Here is a 21,275-nt window from a genome sequence, read left to right as displayed (position 1 = left end):
TGGCCATCACTGATGGACCTCGTAATCGGGTTCGGCGCCCACCATGACATCGTCGTTGGACCATACGTAACGAGCTTTATATTCACGCCAGTCGGTTTCCTTGGGCACGATCGCTTGGAACGAGCAAATGCTGGAAGGGATCGCCTTCTCACCAGTACCGATAGCAGTATCACCGGCTTGAAATGCAGCCAAGGCATCAAGCATTACCCGGCGGAATTCCACCACCGCCAAGTCACTGGCGCCCAAGCGCTCATCGGAGCGGTCGGCGATAGGGCCCATGGTTACCCACATGGCGATATCCTGGTTTGGGAAGCCTTTGATGCCGGTAAAGTTGCCATTTTTCATGGCTTCACGATCTTGGAAGAACAGGTTCTCGTTGTTGCGCAGCGGGCGGAACCTTTCGTCCAGATCGATACCAGGCTGCTGGCGGAGATACTTTCGCCAAGTCTCGGTTTCCGGGGTGTTATCGGGATTGCCCCAGGCCATGAAATAGAAGGCTGTATGGGTATCGTCGATTGGTACGTTGATGTTTGCCACGTTGTACAGGTTATTCGGTGGAATCAGCGCCGTGGCCGGAGCTACGAATACCGTGGAGCGCACATACTCGTTGGTGGCTGCATTCTGGATAGGACGACGCAGTGCAGCATAGCGGAAGCCATAGCTGGTACGTTCGACTTGCAGACGTGGCGCTTTGTCCGTAGAAGGTCGCAGCCAGTTCTTCCCGGTCGCCTCAGCCCCCAACCCGAGCTGGAACGAAGTCGGATGAGTGCAGGCTCGAACTGTGCGCCGAGTCGATGGCTCCTTCCAGGATCTGCGCCCAGTTGCAAGGAATGATTGCTTTGGCGATACTCACTCGAACTTGTTCATTGGGAGCCCAAGCCGGTGGCACGAATTCGGGAATTGCGTCCTGTGGCCCCATGTAGGCCCAGACGAAACCGCCCCATTCGCGAGTTTTGTAGGCCTTGTGTTTGACCTTCTGACACATGTTGCTTGCTGCAGGTTCGGAAACCATTTCCACCACATTGCCGTCCACATCCATCTTCCAACCGTGATACAGGCAGCGTAAGCCGGAGTTTTCATTGCGGCCGTAGATCAGCGACGCACGACGATGCGGGCAATACTCATCCATTACCCCCACGCGACCTTCGGTGTCACGGAACACTACCAGATCCTCACCGAACAGACGGGCCCTCACTGGTGTGCCGTCAGGTTCGCTGACCTCCTCGATCAAGCAGACGGGGGTCCAGTGACGGCGCATCATCTGGCCCATCGGTGCATCGCCTTCGACGCGGCAGAGCAACAGGTTTTCTTCAGGGGTTAACATATAAATTCTCCAGCGTTCAATTAATTTTTTCCAGAAAAAGGTCTCGCCTAGAGGTCAAGGACCAGCGCGTCGTTTTTTGCTCGGGAAACGCAAATCATGATCTGGTCATGTTGTTCGTCTTCCCGTAAAACCATGTCGCGATGCTCGACATCACCTTCAATCAGGCGGGTACGGCAAGAGCCACAGGTACCACTTTCACAAGAACTAGGGGCCCGGATGCCGTTGTCGCGTAGAACTTCCAGGATCGAGCGGTCAACGGGGATTTCGAGGTCGATACCGCTCCGGCTGAGAGTCACCGAAAACGGCCGGTTTTCGGTGAAGCGGCTCTGGTCGACCCCGAAGCTTTCAAAATGTACGGAACCGGCAGGCCAGTGCCCCGTCATGTCCAATACGGCATCCATCAATGGCTTGGGACCACAGCAGTACACATGTGTACCGCTTCTTGGTTTGTCGAAAACAGGCCAGAAATCGTAGGCGTCTGCGGGGTTGCCGAAGTCGTGGTGAATAACGACCGAGTTGACAAATTCAGCCCCGATCAGCTCGTCCCTGAAAGCAGTGAGTTCTGGATTACGGGTGCAGTAATAGAGCTTGAAGGGGATGTCGGTAGTGGCCTTCAAGTGACGCATCATCGACAGGATCGGGGTAATACCGATGCCTCCTGCGACGAAGATGAACTGCTGGGCATTCTCGGTGAGCTCAAACTCATTTTGCGGTGTTGCCACCGGCAACAAGTCGCCTACCTTGATGTCATCGACCACGCTCACCGAACCGCCTCGTCCGTTGGCATCACGCTTGACCGCGATTACATAACGCTCGCTCTCTTGTGGGTCGTTGCACAGTGAATAGTTGCGGATGCTCCCGTTGGGCACCCTTACCCGAAGATGCGCACCGGCAGTGAATGCTGGCAGCGAGATGTCCTGCGGGTGGACCAATTCGAAGCGAAAAATGCCTTGAGCAATTTCGGTTTTCGCGGACACCTTGAGGTCTGTGAACCCGTCATCGAGCTGTTCGGAATTACTCATCACCGTCTCCTTATTACATCCGGTCGCGAACAAGGCAGGCTTGCGAGGCGGAATATTTCATAGATATCTATCTTTTTGGGGGCGTAATTCGGCCGTTCAAGGCTGCTCGCCCTTACTTGTCGGTAAGTGGCTTTTCGCTCAAGGTGTTAGCGGGCACCGCGATCAGCACCGCCAGACCGCCCGCCAGAACCAGTACACCAATAGTCATCAGCCCAGCCGCAAGACTCCCAGTGACGGTGTTAATCCAGCCCAGTCCGATAGGCGCACAGAACGCTCCGATCTGGCCAAGGGAACTTATCGCCGAGATACCCCCTGCGGCGGACTCATCGTTCAGATAAGCCGGAGGAATCGACCAGATGATCGCCGCAGCGCCGAAGTAAGACACTGAGATCATTGCCAAACACGTGATGGAGATAGTGGCTGAATCGAGGACATGGGGCAGTAAAAAGGCTCCCACGGCACCGAAGACGACACTAAAGAAGAAGTGCTTGCGACGCTCAAGCGAAACATCAGAGCTGCGGGCAATAAGAATCATCCCGATCGCCCCTACGATATAAGGAAGGGTAGATAGCAATCCGACCTCCAATACATCCTGGATGCCGGCCTGCCGAATGATCGTAGGCGTCCAGTAATTCAGGATCGTGCCACACAGCGGCACTGTCGCCCAACCAGCAGCCAGGACATACACGCGCGGATCTTTGAGAGCGGCCAGCACAGCATGGCGCTTATCGGTAACTGGCTTTTTGCCTGCGCGGTCAGCGGACAGTGCATCGAGGATGAGCGCTTTTTCATCGTCATCAAGCCACTTCGCCTGCTCGGGTTTGTCGACCAGATAGAAGTAGGCCATCACCCCCATTGCAGCAGCTGGAAGCCCTTCGAGGATGAACATCCATTGCCAGCTTTTCATGCCCATGACATTAATGAAATGCGTAAGAATCCAGCCAGACAAAGGACCACCAATGATTCCAGCCGCAGCAATTGCAAGCAGAAAGCGCGAGGTGATACGAGCTCGTCTGGCGCCTGGATACCAATAGGTCAGATAAAGAATAATCCCTGGCCAGAAGCCAGCTTCAGCAGCGCCCAATAGAGCGCGGGCAATGTAGAAATGAGTGGGCGTCGTCATGAACGCCATGGACGCTGAAATCAAGCCCCACAACACCATGATCCGCGTGATGGTCAAACGGGCGCCAATCTTTTGCAGATAAAGGGTGCTGGGAATTTCCAAAGCGATGTAGCCGATGAAGAACAAGCTTACACCGAGACCGTAAGCAGCATCGCTCATGGCGAGATCATGCTTCAAGTAGACCTGCGCAAAACTTATGTTCACACGATCCAGGTAATTGAGTACCCACGCCACAAAAATAAAGGTCATCAATCGTAGCGTGACTTTTCTATAGGTTTTTTCGATGAACTCACTGCTTTGCAGGATCGAAGGAGGCACGGCATCGGTGGTTAGCGTTCTTGTCATTATGGGCACCTTAGGCTTTTGGGTTGCACGACCGAAACCAGAGGCTTGGCGCGCTTTTTCTTAGACACCTAAGATAATAGGGAGAACTTTTTCCCTCCGCAATAGAAAAATTGCAACCTTATGGGAAGCTTTATGAAGCGGGATGCAGGCGATGCCAGAAGCAATCGCTCTACCTCGCTCTCTGCGTCGACATCCCAGCCTGTCCACTTTTGTGTGTGGGTCATGGCCATTTTGATTTTCCGACTGGATCACACTCGCCACCCTTCCCCGCTTTTACCGCTGGGCAAAGGCACGGCAATCAGCCGCCCACTCGGGTAGAAGACCCCAGAGCCATGATCTAGTGTCCCCGCCTGTCCCGTCTCGGAAGTACGTTCTCTTTTTGTCGAGTGGCTTGGGGTGTTCGACCGAGGCGCCGCGACGAGTCATCCTTGGTGCGAAGATCAGGAGGATTAATCAACCCTCGCCTGCGAAGATGGCGGGGATCAGGTTAATTTCGTGCAATTTGGGGAGGCGGCACGTTATGCTTGGACCGCTATGTAAGTGATGGTATCGGACTTCAATATGACTGCACGCAAGCCTTCAGGCCACGAGCAACGCGAAACCCAGGAAATTCTCAGGCATTGGCACGATGTGGTGCCCAATGACCGACTGGCTCACCTGGTCAAGGATGCAACACGTTCTCTGGTCAGAGCGCTCCAGATGCGACTGACTGAGCACGACGTGTCTTTTGGCCATTGGGCGTTCTTGCGAATCCTCTGGGAGTCGGACGGACTGACACAAAAACAACTCAGCACCCAGGCTGGGCTGATGGAGCCTACGACTTTCGCTGCCGTTAAGGCGATGGAAAAACTTGGCTACGTCGTCCGACAACAGATGCCCGAAAACAAGAAAAATGTTCACGTTTTTCTCACCGAGGAAGGGCGGCGTCTGAAGGATGTTTTGATTCCGCTTGCGCTAGAAGTCAATGAGGTGAGTGTTCGCGGCCTCAAGGAACAGGATATCGAGATCGCGCGACACGTTTTGTTGACAGTGATCGAGAACCTCGCGAACGCGGAAGCGAATTCCATCAATCCTTCCCATCGGGTACCGTCAACGCGCGAGGTTGGGCGCATGATAAACGAACGCAGCGAATCGATTGGTACGGATTAGCGTCCTATCGTCAAGTCCCCTACCCGCCAGGCATGCTTTTTCAAGCACTCTGAATCGCACCAGGTTTTATAGTCATCTCTAAGTCTCATAAGAAGGCCCAAATAGGGGGGCATGAGTCGTCAGCGTCACCTTAAAGAGTTCGCGATCGAAGCCATCAAAGAACACTAAGCACCGCCACAGCCTAAGCAGCGCGGTCAGTTGAAACGAATGTCTGGTGGCTTAAACTTGCTGTGCCGCGTCAGAATTTGTCGCACATGACCCCCGCCGCGTCAGGATAGTTGTCGTGTGAGTTGATTCGATGAGTCTTGGTCGGTGGGCGGAAGTGAGAGCCGTGTGGCGCGTTATTCGATAGAGCATCGGGAGTGGGTGGTGCGGCAGATGATGCCGCCCTTGAACCGGACGGTGCCGGAGCTGGTGGAAGCGACAGGCATTACTGATGCCACCCTGTATGCTTGGCGCAAACAGGCCAGAGCAGCGGGAGCAGTGGTGCCGGGAGATGGACAGCAGGCCGACCAGTGGTCGAGCCAGGACAAGTTTCGGGTGGTGCTGGAAAGCGCCAGCCTCAATGCGGCTGAGCTGGCGGAGTACTGCCGGCGCAAAGGCCTGTATGTCGAGCAGATCAACGCCTGGCGCGAAGCCTGCGAGCAGGCCAACAGCCTGGCTCAGCCGATCAAGACCCGGCGCGAACGCGAAGAGGAAAAGGCCGCGAAGAAGCGCATCAAGCAGCTGGAGCGTGAACTGCGGCGCAAGGATGCGGCGCTGGCAGAAACCGCGGCTCTGCTGGTGTTGCGAAAAAGCCGAGGCGCTCTGGGGAAGGACGAGGACGAATGATCAGCGCCCCGGATCGCCGTGAAACGCTGCAGTTGATCGAGGACGCCGTGGCGGCGGAGCGCGGCGGGCGCAGGCCTGCGCCGAACTGGGCCTGTCGCTGCGCAGCCTGCAGCGCTGGCAGCACTGCCCGGAGGATCGGCGTCCTTCGGCACAGCGAGCTGAGCCGGCCAACAAGCTGACCCCGCAAGAGCGCCGCCGCGTGCTGGAGGTCGCCAACCAGCCCGAGTTTGCCAGCCTGCCGCCGCAGCAGATCGTGGCGCGGCTGGCCGATCAGGGCACCTGGCTGGCCTCGGAGTCGACCTTTACCGGTTGCTGAAGGACGCCGAACAGCAGCATCCACGCGGTCGTAGCCGCCCACCGGTGAAACGAGCGCTGACGACCCATGTGGCCGACGGCCCGAACCAGCTGTGGTGCTGGGACATCACCTGGCTGCCGACCACGGTCAAGGGCCGTTACTTCTACTGGTACATGATCAAGGACGTCTACAGCCGGAAGCTGGTGGCCAACGAGGTGCATGAAAGTGAAAGCGCCGAGCAGGCCGCCCAGCTGCTACGCCAGGCCTGCCTACGTGAACAGCGGGCAGGCCAGCCGCTGGTACTGCACTCGGACAACGGCAGCGCGATGAAGGGCTCGACCATGCTGGCGGCCATGCAGAACCTGGGTGTGATGCCCTCGTTCAGCCGCCCGCGGGTGAGCAATGACAACGCCTATGCCGAGGCCTTGTTCCGCACGGCGAAGTACTGCCCGCTGTGGCCGGAGCGGCCCTTCGACACGCTGGAGCAGGCCAGGAACTGGGTGAACAGCTTCGTGGCCTGGTACAACCATGAACATCGCCACAGCGCCCTGAAGTTCGTGACCCCGGCGCAGCGACATACTGGCCAGGCGGAAGAGTTGCTGCGCAAGCGTATCGAGCTGTACGAGGCGGCGCGTGCACGGCACCCGGAGCGCTGGAGCGGCAACATCAGGAACTGGGTGCTGGCACCAATCGTGTGCCTGAACCCGGAGCGGGAAGCGGTACTGCAGCAAACATCAAAGGCAGCGTGACACGCTCACGCGACAACTACCTTGAAAATCGCCGGACCGCAGGACTCCGAACTAAGCGAAATCCGCACTGTCGTCAACATTGGATCCTAAAAAGATCCTTAGATATCAGGCTCGCCAGACAGGGGCCGAACAAAGCAGCCCCCGCCAGCGATTCCAGGACGAACGCAGCAGGAGGCTGTGTGCCATGATCTCGATCAGAAGCTCTTACCATCCCATTGATGCCGCCATTCTCTGGTGTGACCTTGCCGACCACGAGGGCGAAATCCTGAAGGTTGACCTCTCTCACCCCGGTAGCCTGCTCAAGCACTTTCCGCAGTGGCCGTTTCTTCACATTTACGCGGAGTGTATCTACGACGCCATTGTCAGCGGTGAACTTCCAGCGACCTGCCTGGGCCACCCGATCAGCTTGGACAACCAGGTACATCGAGAGTACTGGACTATTCGGCGTGCCGATTTGCTGGTCTGGTTCGCACGCAACTACCCCGATGAGAAGCCTGCGTTCCTGTTCCCCCAGAATCTCGACCATTGGAACTGCGTCAGCCTTAATGCTCATCTGGTACAGGAGGCCGAGCTGGATGCTGCGCAACGCACGATTGCCAAGCTACACGACGAGCTTGCAGCAGTGGCTGAAGAGGTGGCAACGCTTACCGTGTGCAAAAACGAGCTGACCGCGCGACTTGAGGCCCAGGGCATTCCCTCCGAAGCCTCCGAAAGCACCCACAACTTGCTCGTGGGCACCATGCTGGCAGTGACGGTAGGCAAATCGAAGGACGGCCGCCTGCAGTCAATCTACAAGTCCCAGAGCGATCTGGTCGAAGAGATTCTGCGCCGTTTCCCGGGGTTGCCGAGCTTGAGTAAAAGCACCATTGATCGGCGATTTGCCGACGCGCGCCGTCATCTAGCCCAGGTAGGACGGGGCTGAAATCACATTGTCAGGCAATGCTCGGCATTGCCTGACAATGTTTTTTCGCCTGCATCGACCTTCACTGATTGTCACATCCCACTGCGCACCACATGGTGCTACGGAGTGACATCATGCAACCGATCAGCCCTGCCCCACTGCCTGCCGACCGCCACATCATGCGCCGCGATGAGGTGGAGCAAAAAACCGGCTTCAAGCGTTCGCACATCTACAACCTGATGAAAGCGGGCTTGTTCCCACAATGCCGGCGCATCGGTACCCGTGCCGTCGGCTGGGACTCGCTGGAAATCGAGCAGTGGGTCCAGGATCGACTGTCGGTCAGGGAGTAGCGTCATGGACGTCCTCTCGCTGATCTCGACCAAGGGCGGCGCGGGCAAAACCACCGTCGCCGCCAACCTGGGCGGTGTGCTCGCCGATGCGGGCCTGCGTGTCCTGCTGCTGGATCTGGACAGCCAACCGACACTGTCCAGCTACTACGCCTTGCGCGAATCCCGTGAGGCTGGCAGCTACGAACTCATCGCGCAACGGCTCACGGCACCCAAACAGGTGATTTCCGCCACCGACATCCCGCACCTGGACCTGATCGTGTCCAACGACCGCGCCGGGCACATCAGCACCCTACTGCTGCACGCCGCCGATGGTCGTCTGCGCCTTCATAATCTTCTGCCAGCGTTCGAGGATCTCTACGATGTGCTGATCATCGATACCCAAGGCGCGCGCAGTGTCGTCGTGGAGATGGTGATCCTCGCGTCCGACTGTGCCCTGTGCCCAGTTCCCCCAGAAATGCTCGCCGCACGTGAGCTGCGGCGTGGCACGCTGGGACTGTTTGAAGAGTTGGAGCCCTACCGCTACCTGGGCGTTGCTTTGCCGTCGGTAAAGCTGTTGCTCAACCAGGTCAAAGCCAATCGCCGTGACACGCGCTTGATCATGCACAGCCTGCAGGCTTCCTTCCAGGGCGACCCGCATGTCAGCGTCTGCACCACGGTCATTCCGGACCGCGTGGCCTACCCCAATGCCGCCTCGCTCGGCCTGCCCGTGCACCGCGTCGAGCCCACGCCACCGTCCGGCAGCCGCGGCCCTTGCGGCGCGGCGGTCATGCGCGCGCTGGCCATCGAGTTGTTCCCGCACTGGGCTGAGCGACTTGTCGACTCGGGCACGCCTGTGTACCACCAACCGTCAGTGGCCGACCGTCGACTCAGTCGTCGCGGCTGATGGGAGGGGTCAGTGATGAAGCCGCCGTCTCCCGAAGACATCACGCGTCAATTGCAGCAGGCGCACTTTCCGCAGAAACATGGCCGCGACACCACGCCCGTGCCAGTCGGGGACACACCGCTGGTGGTCAGCCTGGAACAATTGCGCCCTTACGAGCTCAACCCACGGGTGGTCCGCAACCCGCTGTATGACGAAATCAAAGCCTCAATCCGCGAACGCGGTCTGGACCAGCCCCCCGCCATTACCCGCCGTCCGGATGAGCCGCACTTCATCATCCGCAACGGCGGCAACACGCGTTTGAGCATCCTTGTCGAACTGTGGCAGGAAACCCGTGAGGAGCGATTCTTTCACATCCACTGCCTGTTCCGCCCTTGGCAGTCGGAGTCGCATGCCTTGATCGGACACCTGGCCGAAAGTGACCTGCATGGCCAGCTCACGTTCATTGAGCGAGCCCTCGCAGTGGCGAAACTCAAGGACATGATGCAGGAGCCCGATGTCCTGCTCAGTCAGCGTGAACTGTCCACACGCTTGAGCAAGGGCGGCTACCCGATTTCACAGTCGCACATCAGCCGCATGTTCGACACGCTCGAGCACCTGCTTCCGGTTATTCCGCAGGTGTTGTATGCCGGGCTTGGCAAGCCCACCATCGTTCGGGTCATCAACCTGCGGCGCCGGGCGGAGTCGATCTGGAATCAGTTTTTGGGGGACGTTCAACACTTCGCACTGCTCTGGTTCGAGGTGCTGTCGGCATTCGACAGTGATAAGCCCGAGCTGAACTGGGGTGAGCTGCAGGACGAACTGATCGCCAGGATGGCGGTGCAGTTGAAGCAGACACCCCGCCTCCTTGCGCTGGAGATGCATCAGGAACCGCGTCGCTCAACGCCGCCTGCGGAAACGCCTCAGCCACTGCCGCAAGCCCCACAAGGTGAGTGCTCCACCCAGCTGCCTGTCGAATATGAAGCACAATCGGCGCCTCAATCGCCCGCACCGGAGCCGATGAGCAGCGCGGACAACACCGCGGCAGCCGAGGCTCCCCGCCTCCCCAACATCCGTGAGGCGCTGAGTGATGACGAACCGCTTGCTGCGAGGCTGCCAAACGCCCCTGAGGTCGGTGAATCCTCCCTGGGTTCGGCCTCACCTCCCGCACCGGTACAGGATGACATCAACGCCTTGCGTGAGCGCTGTGCCGCCCTGGCGACTGGCCTGGCGACGTATGCCGATGCCAGTGCCATGGTCAAGCCGCACGCAGAGGGCTTGGGTTTTACCCTGGCCATCGAACATGGCCAGCAACTGAGCGCGCGACACACCGGCATTCAGCTAGTGCTCTCGGCCCTGCTGCGCCTGCAGGACGACGTGACCTGGCAGCAACGCCAGCAGTTGCCGGCCGCGCTGTTTGGCCAACTGCTGATTGGCGCCTACGACCTGCCCTTCCCCGAACGCCCTGCCCTGACCGTGGGCCTTGAACGACTACCCGATACCCAGCTGGAGCAGCTGTTCAGCCTAATCCGCCACGCCCGTCAGTTGATCGACCTGACACTGTCGTCCACGCGTTAAGTGAGGAGCCGCCTCATGAGTACGACTTTCAATCTGTTGAACCATGCGATGCTGAACCAGGTCCTGCATGAGCTGCGCCATGGCCGCCTGCAGCGCTGCAAAGCGCTGGGCCTGGCTGACGAGGACATTGAGGTCCTGCAATCGCTGCCGCCGACCACCCTGTCCCATTTGGCGCACTCATCGATCGCCTGGGTTGAAGTCAAGGTCGATATCACCGTGCTGCGCCGCTTGATCGTCCAGGCCGAGCGCGACGAGCAGAACGAGCGCCTGATCAATCGGGCGCTCAAGCTCGGCGCGAGTTCGACCATCATGTACCGCTGCTTCGGCCTGGACCATTCGGAAACGGCATTGCGCCGCCGGGTGCTCAAGATCGAGACCCACCGCGGCCGCCCGGTCCAGCTCAGTGAAGCCCAGGAGCATGCCGTGTGGAACCGTTGGAGCCAACTGCGAAAGGAAGATCCGGATAACGATCCGCTGGACACCATGATGATGCTGGCCGAGGAACAGCAGATTAGCCTGACCCTGGTCTGGCAACAGGTCGAACTGTACGGAGGTGCACCATGCTGAGTTTCTACGAGGTGGACTGGCAGGATGTGGTGCGCCAGTGCTACGACGCCCTTCGACGCCGGAATGAGTGGCAGGCCGCGCAGGCTCAGGAAGCGGCCGCTGTCGCGGAACCAGCGCTGCGCACGATCTACTACGGCGACAACAATCCCTTGCCACAGGCCTTGTTACTCGATCGTCGGCTGACCCCGCTGGAGCGCAACACCTGGCAGGTGCTGCGCTGGCTGATCACCGAGCGCCAGGTCAAAACGCCACGCTACCAGGACCTGCAACCCTACCTGGCGACCAGCCCCTGCGGTACCCAAGCGTCGCGCGAAACCATCGCCCGCGCATTGAACGTCTTGCGTACCACCCGCTGGCTCAGCCTGGTCGACCGTCCGCGCGATGCCCAAGGCTGCCTTCGCGGCTGCGTCTACGTGCTGCACGGCGATCCGTTGACGGCAGCCGAGCAGCTGGAGCTGGACAGCGGCTACGCGGGACTACTGCAACAGAACCTCAGCCATGCCACCAAGGGCGTGCGTGATGTGACGCAGCATGTGCTTGCCGAAATTCAAGCCGACCCGCAGGTCGACCAGGGCGACAAGGACCGACTGGGCGCACTGCCGCCGGCACAGCAACACACGCTGCCACTGATGAAAGACGGCGCGCAGGCGCACCATTCCGAACCTGACCTACGCCACCCCGTTCGGAATGCTCACGTCTCGGCCACCGATTCCGAACCCTGCGGCAAGGCACCAGTCTCGGCTGTGGTTCGGAATGCCGACGCCGGCCGTACAGTACAGAAAGATCAAAGCAAAAAAAGTACGGTACTGGCGCAGGTCGAGTTTGGCCGAGCACGCTGGCCTGAAGATTTACCGCTGAACCCGACCGAGCGGCGCATGGCTTCGCAGGCAATGCGCCAGCTCGAGCCGGAACAGCAACAAGCGGTCATCAATGAAGCGGCGGTGCGCTGCGCCCGCGGCGAGATCCGAAAACCGGTCGCCTACCTGATGGGCTTGATCAAACGCGCCTGCCAAGGTGAGTTCACCCTGTGGGCCGCGCGTACCGAGGAGGCCAAGGCCTCAAGACCGGCTTCAAATCCAGCGAGGCCTATGCCAGCAGAGCCACCCAGCGAACGACCGAAGCGCGGTGGTCAGCGCACCGCCTCGCCCCTCGCCCTCTCCTGCCTGGAGGAACTGAAACAACGCTGCCGCGGTTCGCTTGCGCCTACGTAGGGGTGGATCTTGGTGGATTTGATGCCCATGCCATTGAATCCACCGAGATCCACCACTTGAAATTACGAGCGGACCACCTTCGCGTTGATTCGCGTCGGACCGCTCGGATCGGCCCATCGTCGGCGTCATTCCGACGGCGAGGTACTGGCGATGACCGATCACTATCAGCTCAACCTGGGCTCCCTGCGCAGCAGCATCACCCTCACCTTGCATACCCATCATGCGGCGCGGCTGTGGCAAGGCCGCATGGGCCGCGAAGGCGTACACGCGATCTTGGGCATGCCCGGTTACATCGGCGTCACCAACCTGCTCAAGCACGCCAGCAGCCAGGATGACCCGTTCGCCGACTGGTTCATGCTGCAACTGGAGGACAAGCTGCTGCAGGCCAAGGCCGAAGTGCGTGCGCTGACCAAACAAATCAGTCGGGTGGAGCGCGCCCTGCCCACCCAGGTCGACATCGGCGAAAACCTCAACATCCATCCCGTCACCCTGCCACTGTTCATCGGCAGCCAGCTGGGCTTTCTCGCCGTCTACCTGCTGACCGACTACGACGCCCTGGTGCGCCGCGTTCTGCTCGCCCACCACACAGCCTTAATCGGCCGCCCCGACATGGAAAACTGGATCGATCGCGGCGCCCACGAGTTGCGCAGCCTGTTCGGTCTGGCCCAGCGCTACCGGCTGGCAGGGGTCAGTCGGGATGACATGGCCGCCAACAACGCCCGCGCCCGTGAAGCGATCGACAAGTTCGGTACGCCACCACGTAAGGTTCTCGACGGCAGCCACCGCTCCCAATTTGCCCCGCCCATCACGCGAGGTCAGACCACGTCGAATCCCGATGCGCTGGATCAACCGGATCATCCAGTGCTGGAGGCCAAGGCTCAACCTTTGCCGGAAGAGCCGGCCGAAGGGGGTGAGTCATGACCTTGGCCGATGCCATTGCCCGACGCTTGTCAGCAGATGCCTATCGTGAGTTCGCACAAGGTGCCTCTCTAAAAGGCCTTTTAAAGCCTTTTAAGGGTAAGGGGGAGCTGCAGCAGTTCGCCGAGACGATCCTGCGCCTGCGAACCCAGGTCGCCGAGTTGATGGCGGTCATGCTCGCAATCATGGCGCAGCCCCCCTTCTCGTTGCTGGAGCTGCGACTGGTTATCCAGCACAGCACGACCGGCACCGACTTCCTGCGCTGGCGCAGCCCGGACTTTCAGCGCATGGGCGTGCAGGTGTGGCAGGAGGCGGTGGTTCATCCGCATCTGCACCCTGAACTGCGGCAGGCGTTGTATCAGCTGGAGACCAACCGGGTGGTGCTGAACCTGCAGATGAGCAGCCTGCAGTCGCTGTATCGCCAGGCTGTCGCCGGTGCCGGCAAGCTCGAGGCTGCCGAACTCGCCCTGACCCGTTCCCCCACCGAGGAGTAATCCGCATGAGTACGTTGTTTGTAGGTGAAGGCAACATCGGCAGTGTGCCGGAGTTTCAGGAGTTCAATTCCAATCCTGATGAACCGCGGCGCCTGCTGCGGCTGAACGTCTATTTCGACAACCCGGTACCGCGCGAGGGTGGCTACGAAGATCGCGGCGGCTACTGGGCACCCGTCGAGCTCTGGCACCGCGATGCCGAGCACTGGAGCACGCTGTACCAGAAAGGCATGCGCGTCCTGGTCGAAGGCCGCACGGTCAAGGAGGAGTGGGAAGACAGCGAGGACAACGCGCGGGTGACCTTCAAGGTCGAGGCCCGGCGCATTGGTATCCTGCCGCATCGCCTGGCCTCGGTCTCGATGCGTGAGAAAGCGCAGGACACTCCCAGCGCCACGCGTAAAGGCGGTGGCAAGAAAGCCCCGCGCAAGAGCGGGTGAGCCGTGGAATTCAGTGGAATCACTGCGCACTGCGCGATAGTGCAGGGGCTGCGCCGCTCAGCCGGCGAGCAGTACTGGCCCCTCTAGCGCGTTCAATTGGGTCGGGGTTTACCCCGCCGTTCACTCTCCAGCAACTGCTTCACCTCCGTCAGGCACTGATCCAGGGCAAGGAATGCCCGCCAGTGTGCCGGACTCTCCTGAACCCAGGCAATCAACTGCGCGCGCGCCTCCCCATTCTCCGTTTCCAGATGCGTGGCCATGAACAGCTCGTAGGCCTTGATCGCTAACTTGTCTGCCTCACTCTGGCGGGATCCGTGCAAGTTGATGCCTCCGTGTGGACGGGCGGGTCCTGCAGTTATTTTTCGTGATACGCCTCATAGGGTTGCCAGTCAACTCTTTGAGCCGTTCATATCCTTGGGTGGGTAGTCAACCATATGGGTCGAATTGGAGAGCGCCCCGTTGCCCGTCAAAGAGCCTAGCCCACATCACATTGGCCGCCAGTTGGCGAAGTACCGTCGCGACCGTGGTTTGACCCAGGAGCAGGTCGGCGAACACCTGCGCATTACCGGCGAGGCGGTCTCGCGTCTGGAGCGTGGCCTGGTTGAGCTGTCCGTAACCAAGCTGCTGCAGCTGGCTGACCTGTATGGCTGCCCCGTCGATGAGCTGCTGCTGGCCATCAGTCCTCGCCCCCAGGACCAGGGCCAGCAGATCACCGCGATCATCAAGGAGCTGGGCGATGCCGATAAACAGTTCGCCCTGGAGTTTCTACAAACGCTGGCCACTCATCTCGCGCAACGCAAGTAAGGTGCTGCCCCTGCGCGAACGCGTCGAATTGATCCCGCCGATTTCGGCTTTACCCTAGCGTTCCACCGCCACCCCCCCACCCTGTCGGTACCCACCGAGAGGGCCCACGTATGCGCCTGTTCATCTGCGAAAAACCGTCCCAAGCCCGCGACATCGCCCGGGTACTGCAGGCCAGCCGGCGCGGCGATGGCTGCCTGCTGGGCCAGAACGTCACCGTCACCTGGTGCATCGGCCATCTGCTGGAAACCGCGCCCCTGAAACCTACGGCGATTACAAACGCTGGGCGCTGGACGACCTGCCGATCATCCCCGATCACTGGCAGTTGGTGGTCAAGCCCAAGGTCGCCGGCCAACTGAAGGTGATCGACCAACTGCTGCGTACGTGCCGCGAGGTGGTCATCGCCACCGATGCTGACCGCGAGGGCGAGATGATCGCCCGGGAGATCCTCGAGCGCTGTCAGTACCAGGGGCCGATCCTGCGCCTGTGGCTGTCCGCCCTGGATGAGGCCTCGATCCGCCGGGCCCTGGCCGCCTTGCGTCCGGGCGAACAGACCCTGCCACTGTATCACTGTGCGCTGGCCCGCTCCCGCGCCGACTGGCTGGTGGGCATCAACCTGAGTCGATTGTTCACCCTGCTCGGCCGTCGTGCCGGCTTTGATGGTGTGCTGCCGGTCGGCCGCGTCCAGACCCCGACGTTGCGCCTGGTGGTCGAACGCGACCGGGCCATCGCCAGCTTTATGCCGCAACCCTTCTGGATTGTGGACGCCCAGTTGGAGGCAGAAGGCATGCGTTTCACAGCTCGCTGGCAACCTCCGGCTACGGTCTGTGATGAGGATGGGCGGTGCACCGATGAAGCGGCCACCAGGCAAGCTGCACTGCGCCTGAGCCAACACGGAACGGCCCGCATTCAGATCATTGAGGTGGAGCACGTCCGCGAGGGGCCGCCATTGCTGTTCGATCTCGGCACGCTGCAGGAAGTCTGCTCGGCCAAACTCGGGCTCGGTGCCCAAGAAACGCTGGGGATCGCCCAGGCGCTGTACGAAACCCACAAGGCCACGACCTACCCGCGCAGCGATTGCGGCTACCTGCCCGAGAGCATGCTGGATGAAGTGCCACGCATACTGCATGCCCTGGTGGCTGCCAGCCCTGCGCTCGGCCAGGTCATCAAAGAGCTGGATCCCTGTCGCCGCTCCCGCGCCTGGAACAGCAGCAAGATCACCGCGCACCACGGCATCATTCCGACCGCCATCACGCTCGACCTCGCTCAGCTGTCCGAGCGCGAGCAGGCGGTTTACGCGCTGATCCGCGCCCGCTACCTCGCGCAGTTTTTGCCTGAGCATGAATACTTGAAGACCCAGGTGCGGCTGCACAGTCAGACCGATCAGTTGCTCGCTCGCGGCAAGCAGATTCTGGTGCGCGGTTGGAAAGCAGTGGTCACCGAAACCCACGGCAATGAGCCCGGCGAGCACACTCAGCGCCTGCCCACGCTTCGAGAATCCGCTTCGGTGGCGCTGACTGACGCCGCCGCCATTGCCCAGCGCACGCAGCCCCCCAAGGCCTACACCGAGGGCACGCTGGTCAAGGCGATGAAAACCATCGCCAACCAGGTGGCCGATCCGCGGCTCAAGCAGACACTCAAGGACAGCTGCGGCCTCGGTACCGAAGCCACCCGCGCGGCCATCATCCAGGGTCTGATCGACCACGGTTACCTGACCAAGAAGAAACGCAGCCTGGCCGCCTCGGCTGCGGCGCACACCCTGATCGAAGCGGTGCCAGCGGAAGTGGCCGACCCGGTACTGACGGCACTGTGGGAGCAGGCGCTGGAGCGCATCGAGTCGGGCCAGTTGAGCGTCGAGACCTTTCTTGCCAAGCAGGCGCAGTGGCTGACCCGTTTGGTGCGCAGCAATGCCTCGCTCACCCTACAGTCGCCCCCCACCAAAGGGCCGTTCTGTCCGGTGTGCCGCAGCGGCATGCGCCAGCGCAAAGGCCGCACCGGCAGCTTCTGGTCGTGCATTCGCTACCCGGACTGCAAGGGCACCAAGCCGGTAGCCAAAGCCAAGCGCTCGAAGAGGACATGACTTGACGGCAGACTGTCGCGCTGGTGTAGTGATCCAGCCCCTCGCCGCTTGGCGACCCCAGACCGATTCGCTCCGGGCAGCTCGGTCAGACTCGTAGAGTTCGGAGCCACCCTTCACCGCCTCTGCGGATAACTTCTCAGCGTTCCAAGTCTCCCAGGTGGATGACCCATGCGGCTTGTGCCAGGCCTCAAGGGTCATCCGCTTCGGCGACGATGCTCAGCTCCGGTGCCCGCCGGCGAAACACTGGGCACCTTTTGTGCGCGGATGCGTGCCAGTTGATTCCGACCCAGGCCACGACAAGGGTCGGTTGATCCAGGTGGATCGACAGCGGAGAGTTAGCGACGAACTCCGGTGTCACATCGCCGGATCAAAGGTGGTCCACCTCCTCCTAGCCTGATGACCGTCGGGCTATTTTTTCGCCGCTGAAAATCCACCGAAAGCCACCGAATTCCGCCCGTCCAGACCGTCCCAAATCCCTGGTTGACGGAGGGTTGGCTGCGTTTTATAGATGAGCTGCACACCGCTGTCGTTGACAGCACCCAGGCAGCCAGAACCTTCAAGGCTGTGCCCGTTTCGGGTGGTTCTCCCCAAGTGCGACTCGCGCTCGGCAGCTCGCACGGTCACCGACCTCTCGGTGATGAGCGCCCTCTCTATCGATCATGTGTTTGCACCCTCACCCTTGCGGAACTCACCAGCCGCCAGGGCCGGTGGATGTCCGCGTTTCTGCTGAACAGGAGTTCCACCATGACCACTGCAAGCAATAACGCCCCCACCACCTACTTCAACCTGCACACCCAAGGCATCGGTTACCTGAACCGGATCCGTGAAGTCCCGGTTCGCCGTGGCCAAGCGTTCATGGCCTGCGACATCGCGGCCTTGCACGGCGCCTCGGACGACGTCGAGTACACCCGCTTCGACTGCAAGGTCGCTGGCGGCGAAGCCGAACGGCTGATCCGTGAACACCTCGAAGACGTCCGCGCTGAACGCAAGGTCCTTATTGCGTTTCGCATCGGCGACCTCTGGGTGGATCCCTTCCTGTACGAAAAAGGCGAACGCAAGGGGCAACCCGGCGCCAGCCTCAAAGGCCGACTGATCTTCATCGAGTGGATCAAGGTTGATGGCCAGTTCAGCTACCGTGCGCCCGCCCGCACCGACGCTGCCTCTGACGCGATGGAACCTGCTGAGGCGGATGGGGACAAGGCAAACACTGACGGTGACTCCGATCAGTGCCAGCCGACTCCAACCACCGCCCGTGAATCCACCGCAGTACGTCAGTCTGCCTGAGGCAGTTTGACCGCCAGCAGCAGGCGCTCTCAGAGCGCCTGTTGTTCATTCACGTCGGAGGTTGGCATGGAAAGCTTCTGGCTCTGCGAAGACTGCCTGCAAGCGGTTGCCTACGACGACTTCTGCGCGCTGTCGTTGTACTACAGCGAGGCCGATGTCGACCAGCGAATCGCGCAGATGCGCAACGAGCTGCAGGCGCTACTGCCGCTCAGCGCTGATTTCGATCCGGACACAGGCGCCGGCATCGACCCCTTCTCCACTCACCCCTGCGAAGGCTGCCACTCCCCGTTGCACGGCACCCGTCATCGTTTCACTCGACTGTGACCGCCTGATCCCACCCACCGGGGCCCTCTCCCTGGAGCGCACCCGCACACGAGGTTCTGCTCATGAACACATCATTGACCCTGGTCGAGCCTCTCGACCCGGCCCTGACCCAGCGCGCCCACGAAGATGCGTTGATCAACGAAGCCCTGCAGTTGCTGGACCAACGCTACTTCCAGCGCGGCGAGGTGCTGATCACACCCGCCGACGCCGCGTCTTACCTGAAGCTGCGCCTGGCGCCCTATCACCACGAGGTGTTTGCCCTGCTGTACCTCGACTCACGCCACCGCGTGCTGGACTTCGAGGTGTTGTTTTTCGGCAGCATCGATGGTGCTTCGGTGTATCCACGTGAAGTAGTGGTCAAGGCACTGGCACACAACGCCGCGGCGGTCATCCTCAGCCACAACCACCCTTCCGGCTGCCCAGAGCCCAGCGGCGCCGATCGCGTGCTGACCACCCGCCTGATCGAAGTCTTGGCGCTGGTCGAGGTCCGCGTTCTGGACCACATCATCGTCGGTGAAGGTCAGCCCCTCTCCCTGGCCGAATACGGCTGGATCTAACCTTCTCTCGTTCGCCACTGCCTGTATGGGGTGGCGTCCTCTTTTTCCTGGAGCGCTACCATGCTCACCTCAACCCCCAACCCGTTTGCCCGCGGCTTCCATGCATTCGCCTGCGAACGTGTGGTCCAGATCCACTACGACGACCAGTGCCCGCCCTGCTACCGTTCTCTGCACACCGCCCAGTTGGACCTGGACGACGATCACATCAACTGCCAGGCGTGCGTGTTCGATGACGACTGTGCCGTCATCACGGAAGGCCAGGATGTCTCGGGTTTCCTTCGCATGCAGTTGCCCGCGGACGGCGTGGTCACCACCGTGCTGTACCAGGTCACCGCCGAGCGGCTGAGTGGCTCGGTACACGTTGGCGACCTTCCCAGCTTGGAAGCGGCGGAGCAGCTGTCCTTTGCCACCGGCTACTACAGCCGCAGCTGGGAGATCAGCTCAGCCCACCTACCGGCCGACGAGTACGCCTACCTTGAGCAGCTTGCCCGCAGCGAACGACCGGTCGGTTTCTTTAAATGCTTCCGGTTGGTCAGCAACCGTTCCGTCGGCTGCAAGCTGTACTCGACACCCTGGCAGCGCAGCGCCCAAATGGAGGGCCTCGGTTGCTCAGCGGCGGAGGTCTGCACGCGCCTGCTGGACGAGCAGGTACCGCCGGTGTTGATGACCCTGTTGCTGCTGGCCAGCCAGGCCGACACGCGTTTCCTGGTGTTTGATCCCGATGCAGCGCCGCTGGTAGGACTGTCGGTGTTTACTGACGATTGACCCGAGGCGCCCTGCAGGGCGCCTTTTTTATGTGTTGGGCCCGATAAACCGGCCGGTCAACTTCGGTTTTTCAGTGGGTACACCTCGCGGGCGTTGCCAAGGTGTCGGCACCTACTGTCGAGACCTGCTCATGCCCACGCCCGCACTTCCTTACCTGGTCCTGATACTCGCGCTGGCGGGCTGCAACACGTCGCCTGCCATCACCCCACCGACGGCGCCAGCCAAAGCCGTACCAGCTCCGGCCACCCCGTCCAAGCCGTTGGCAGAGTCACCGGCGTGGGTCCGCCAAGACCGCTACACCCTGCTCAGCACGCGACCGACGCTGGAGCAACGCCAGCCATTGTTCCAGCTCATCACCGTGCAGATTTCACCGGCGCTGCACGCGACGGTGGGTGATGCCCTGCACCACGTGTTGCAGCGCTCGGGCTACTCACTCTGCGCCAACCGCGCCGAGACCACCACCTTGTTCAGCCGTCCCCTGCCGGCCGTGCAGCACCAACTCGGGCCGATGGCGCTGCTGGACGCCTTGACCATCCTGGGCGGCCCGGCCTGGCGGCTCGTGATCGACCCTGTTGAACGCAGCGTGTGCTACGCCCTTCGCGCACCGGTGCCCGCCCCACCTCGCCCGCCCCTGGAGATCGCGCCATGAAGGTCCATCACTTTCAAGCCCTGGTGCTCGGGGCCCTGTGCCTCGGCGCCGCCGTGCTAGCCGCCGTGACCTACAACCACCAACAACAACTGACCGCGCTCATGGTCGCCGCTGATAATGCACCAGCCGATCCAGTACCGGCGCTGCGACGGGACCTCGATGCACTTAGCGTCGCCCTCGCGGCACTCCCGCGGCAAGTGAAAACGTTGGACGAGCATCAGCGCCAACAGGATGCAACCTTCACGACGCTGAGCAAACAGCTGAATGAGGTGAGCGCTTCACTCAAGTCCATTGAAGCAGTGCCTGTGGGACCGACCAACGCCGACCTGGCCGCGCTGGAGCAGCGAATGGGCAATGCCGAAACCGCTGTCCACGCCCTCGTCGCTCGCCCGGCTGTGCCATCCACACAACCCCAGCCTGCAGCCTCCGCCAAACAGGCCGCCAAAATCCAAGCCCCGAAGCCACCGTTCACGCTGCTGGGTATCGAGACCCGGGGCGACGTCCGGTTTGTCTCGGCGCTACCGGCAGGCGCGCACGCCCTGCCGACCGTCCACCTGCTGCAGCCCGGCGACAGCCTGAACGACTGGCAGCTCAAGGCGATCCGGCGGAACCAGGCCGTGTTTCTTGTGCCTGGCCAAGGCGAGCACTCGCTTCCGCTGCCGTGA

Annotated in this window: 20 protein-coding genes and 3 pseudogenes; 19 read left to right on the top strand and 4 right to left on the bottom strand. The window is 61.0% G+C overall.

The window, feature by feature from the left end; all coding sequences use genetic code 11:
- Positions 1-6: 6 nt before the first annotated feature.
- The 3 genes and pseudogenes from LE197_RS06110 to LE197_RS06100 all read right to left on the bottom strand — a co-directional run bounded on the left by LE197_RS06110 (position 7) and on the right by LE197_RS06100 (position 3,814).
- Positions 7-1,258 (bottom strand): annotated as a pseudogene (locus LE197_RS06110) (Rieske 2Fe-2S domain-containing protein).
- Between the two features lie 113 nt (positions 1,259-1,371).
- Positions 1,372-2,346 carry a PDR/VanB family oxidoreductase gene (locus tag LE197_RS06105; RefSeq protein WP_096426350.1) on the bottom strand — a complete coding sequence of 325 codons (975 nt, stop codon included), beginning with the start codon at positions 2,344-2,346 and terminating at the stop codon, positions 1,372-1,374.
- Positions 2,347-2,458: 112 nt separating this feature from the next.
- A complete protein-coding gene (locus LE197_RS06100; RefSeq protein ID WP_096426351.1) occupies positions 2,459-3,814 on the bottom strand; it encodes an MFS transporter in 1,356 nt (451 codons plus the stop codon).
- 561 nt (positions 3,815-4,375) lie between these two features.
- Between LE197_RS06100 and LE197_RS06095 the strand changes: the two genes are divergently transcribed.
- The 11 genes and pseudogenes from LE197_RS06095 to LE197_RS06045 all read left to right on the top strand — a co-directional run bounded on the left by LE197_RS06095 (position 4,376) and on the right by LE197_RS06045 (position 14,150).
- Positions 4,376-4,963 carry a MarR family winged helix-turn-helix transcriptional regulator gene (locus LE197_RS06095; RefSeq protein ID WP_096426971.1) on the top strand — a complete coding sequence of 196 codons (588 nt, stop codon included), beginning with the start codon at positions 4,376-4,378 and terminating at the stop codon, positions 4,961-4,963.
- A 333-nt stretch (positions 4,964-5,296) separates the two neighbouring features.
- Positions 5,297-6,838 (top strand): annotated as a pseudogene (locus LE197_RS06090) (IS3 family transposase).
- Positions 6,839-7,022: 184 nt separating this feature from the next.
- Positions 7,023-7,760 (top strand): hypothetical protein, encoded by a 738-nt coding sequence (locus LE197_RS06085; RefSeq protein ID WP_226033903.1) that lies wholly within the window; start codon positions 7,023-7,025, stop codon positions 7,758-7,760.
- Positions 7,761-7,873: 113 nt separating this feature from the next.
- Positions 7,874-8,089 (top strand): AlpA family transcriptional regulator, encoded by a 216-nt coding sequence (locus tag LE197_RS06080; RefSeq protein ID WP_226033902.1) that lies wholly within the window; start codon positions 7,874-7,876, stop codon positions 8,087-8,089.
- Positions 8,090-8,093: 4 nt separating this feature from the next.
- Positions 8,094-8,972: a ParA family protein gene (locus LE197_RS06075; RefSeq protein ID WP_226033901.1), complete on the top strand. Its 879-nt coding sequence runs from the start codon at positions 8,094-8,096 to the stop codon at positions 8,970-8,972.
- A gap of 15 nt (positions 8,973-8,987) precedes the next feature.
- Positions 8,988-10,526: a ParB family protein gene (locus tag LE197_RS06070; RefSeq protein WP_226033900.1), complete on the top strand. Its 1,539-nt coding sequence runs from the start codon at positions 8,988-8,990 to the stop codon at positions 10,524-10,526.
- A gap of 15 nt (positions 10,527-10,541) precedes the next feature.
- The gene (locus LE197_RS06065) at positions 10,542-11,093 is read left to right on the top strand and encodes a DUF2857 domain-containing protein (RefSeq protein ID WP_226033899.1); all 552 of its coding nucleotides are present in this window, start codon (positions 10,542-10,544) and stop codon (positions 11,091-11,093) included.
- Complete coding sequence (locus LE197_RS06060; protein WP_226033898.1) at positions 11,087-12,304, top strand: STY4528 family pathogenicity island replication protein; 1,218 nt, start codon at positions 11,087-11,089, stop codon at positions 12,302-12,304. The genes LE197_RS06065 and LE197_RS06060 overlap by 7 nt, the downstream gene beginning before the upstream one ends.
- A 150-nt stretch (positions 12,305-12,454) precedes the next feature.
- Entirely contained in the window at positions 12,455-13,225 is a 771-nt protein-coding gene (locus LE197_RS06055; protein WP_226033897.1) for a PFL_4669 family integrating conjugative element protein, read from the top strand.
- A complete protein-coding gene (locus LE197_RS06050) occupies positions 13,222-13,716 on the top strand; it encodes a DUF3158 family protein (protein ID WP_226033896.1) in 495 nt (164 codons plus the stop codon). Before LE197_RS06055 ends, LE197_RS06050 begins: the two co-directional genes overlap by 4 nt.
- Before the next feature lie 5 nt (positions 13,717-13,721).
- Positions 13,722-14,150 (top strand): single-stranded DNA-binding protein, encoded by a 429-nt coding sequence (locus LE197_RS06045; protein ID WP_226033895.1) that lies wholly within the window; start codon positions 13,722-13,724, stop codon positions 14,148-14,150.
- Positions 14,151-14,242: 92 nt separating this feature from the next.
- On the opposite strand, the gene LE197_RS06040 is transcribed toward LE197_RS06045, so the two are convergent.
- Positions 14,243-14,470: a hypothetical protein gene (locus tag LE197_RS06040; RefSeq protein ID WP_226033894.1), complete on the bottom strand. Its 228-nt coding sequence runs from the start codon at positions 14,468-14,470 to the stop codon at positions 14,243-14,245.
- A gap of 139 nt (positions 14,471-14,609) precedes the next feature.
- Here LE197_RS06040 and LE197_RS06035 point away from each other — a divergent pair, with 139 nt between their 5' ends.
- The 8 genes and pseudogenes from LE197_RS06035 to LE197_RS06000 all read left to right on the top strand — a co-directional run bounded on the left by LE197_RS06035 (position 14,610) and on the right by LE197_RS06000 (position 21,275).
- Positions 14,610-14,954: a helix-turn-helix domain-containing protein gene (locus LE197_RS06035; RefSeq protein WP_024717424.1), complete on the top strand. Its 345-nt coding sequence runs from the start codon at positions 14,610-14,612 to the stop codon at positions 14,952-14,954.
- Between the two features lie 110 nt (positions 14,955-15,064).
- A pseudogene (locus LE197_RS06030) lies at positions 15,065-17,031 on the top strand (DNA topoisomerase III).
- A gap of 744 nt (positions 17,032-17,775) precedes the next feature.
- Entirely contained in the window at positions 17,776-18,315 is a 540-nt protein-coding gene (locus tag LE197_RS06025) for an STY4534 family ICE replication protein (protein ID WP_226033893.1), read from the top strand.
- A 66-nt stretch (positions 18,316-18,381) separates the two neighbouring features.
- On the top strand, positions 18,382-18,639 hold the full coding sequence (locus tag LE197_RS06020) for a hypothetical protein (protein ID WP_096426360.1): 258 nt from the start codon (positions 18,382-18,384) through the stop codon (positions 18,637-18,639).
- A gap of 62 nt (positions 18,640-18,701) precedes the next feature.
- Positions 18,702-19,196 (top strand): JAB domain-containing protein, encoded by a 495-nt coding sequence (locus tag LE197_RS06015; protein WP_096426361.1) that lies wholly within the window; start codon positions 18,702-18,704, stop codon positions 19,194-19,196.
- 60 nt (positions 19,197-19,256) lie between these two features.
- On the top strand, positions 19,257-19,961 hold the full coding sequence (locus LE197_RS06010) for a hypothetical protein (RefSeq protein WP_226033892.1): 705 nt from the start codon (positions 19,257-19,259) through the stop codon (positions 19,959-19,961).
- A gap of 130 nt (positions 19,962-20,091) precedes the next feature.
- Entirely contained in the window at positions 20,092-20,610 is a 519-nt protein-coding gene (locus LE197_RS06005; protein WP_172901745.1) for a PilL N-terminal domain-containing protein, read from the top strand.
- Positions 20,607-21,275, top strand: coding sequence for a hypothetical protein (locus LE197_RS06000; RefSeq protein WP_226033891.1), 669 nt, complete (start codon positions 20,607-20,609; stop codon positions 21,273-21,275). Before LE197_RS06005 ends, LE197_RS06000 begins: the two co-directional genes overlap by 4 nt.

Origin of the sequence: Pseudomonas sp. PS1(2021), assembly GCF_020405165.1 — a bacterium.
Classification (GTDB): Bacteria; Pseudomonadota; Gammaproteobacteria; order Pseudomonadales; family Pseudomonadaceae; genus Pseudomonas; species Pseudomonas aeruginosa.
The sequence above is the reverse complement of the archived record's forward strand: the minus strand, read 5'-3'. Positions and strand labels throughout refer to the sequence as shown.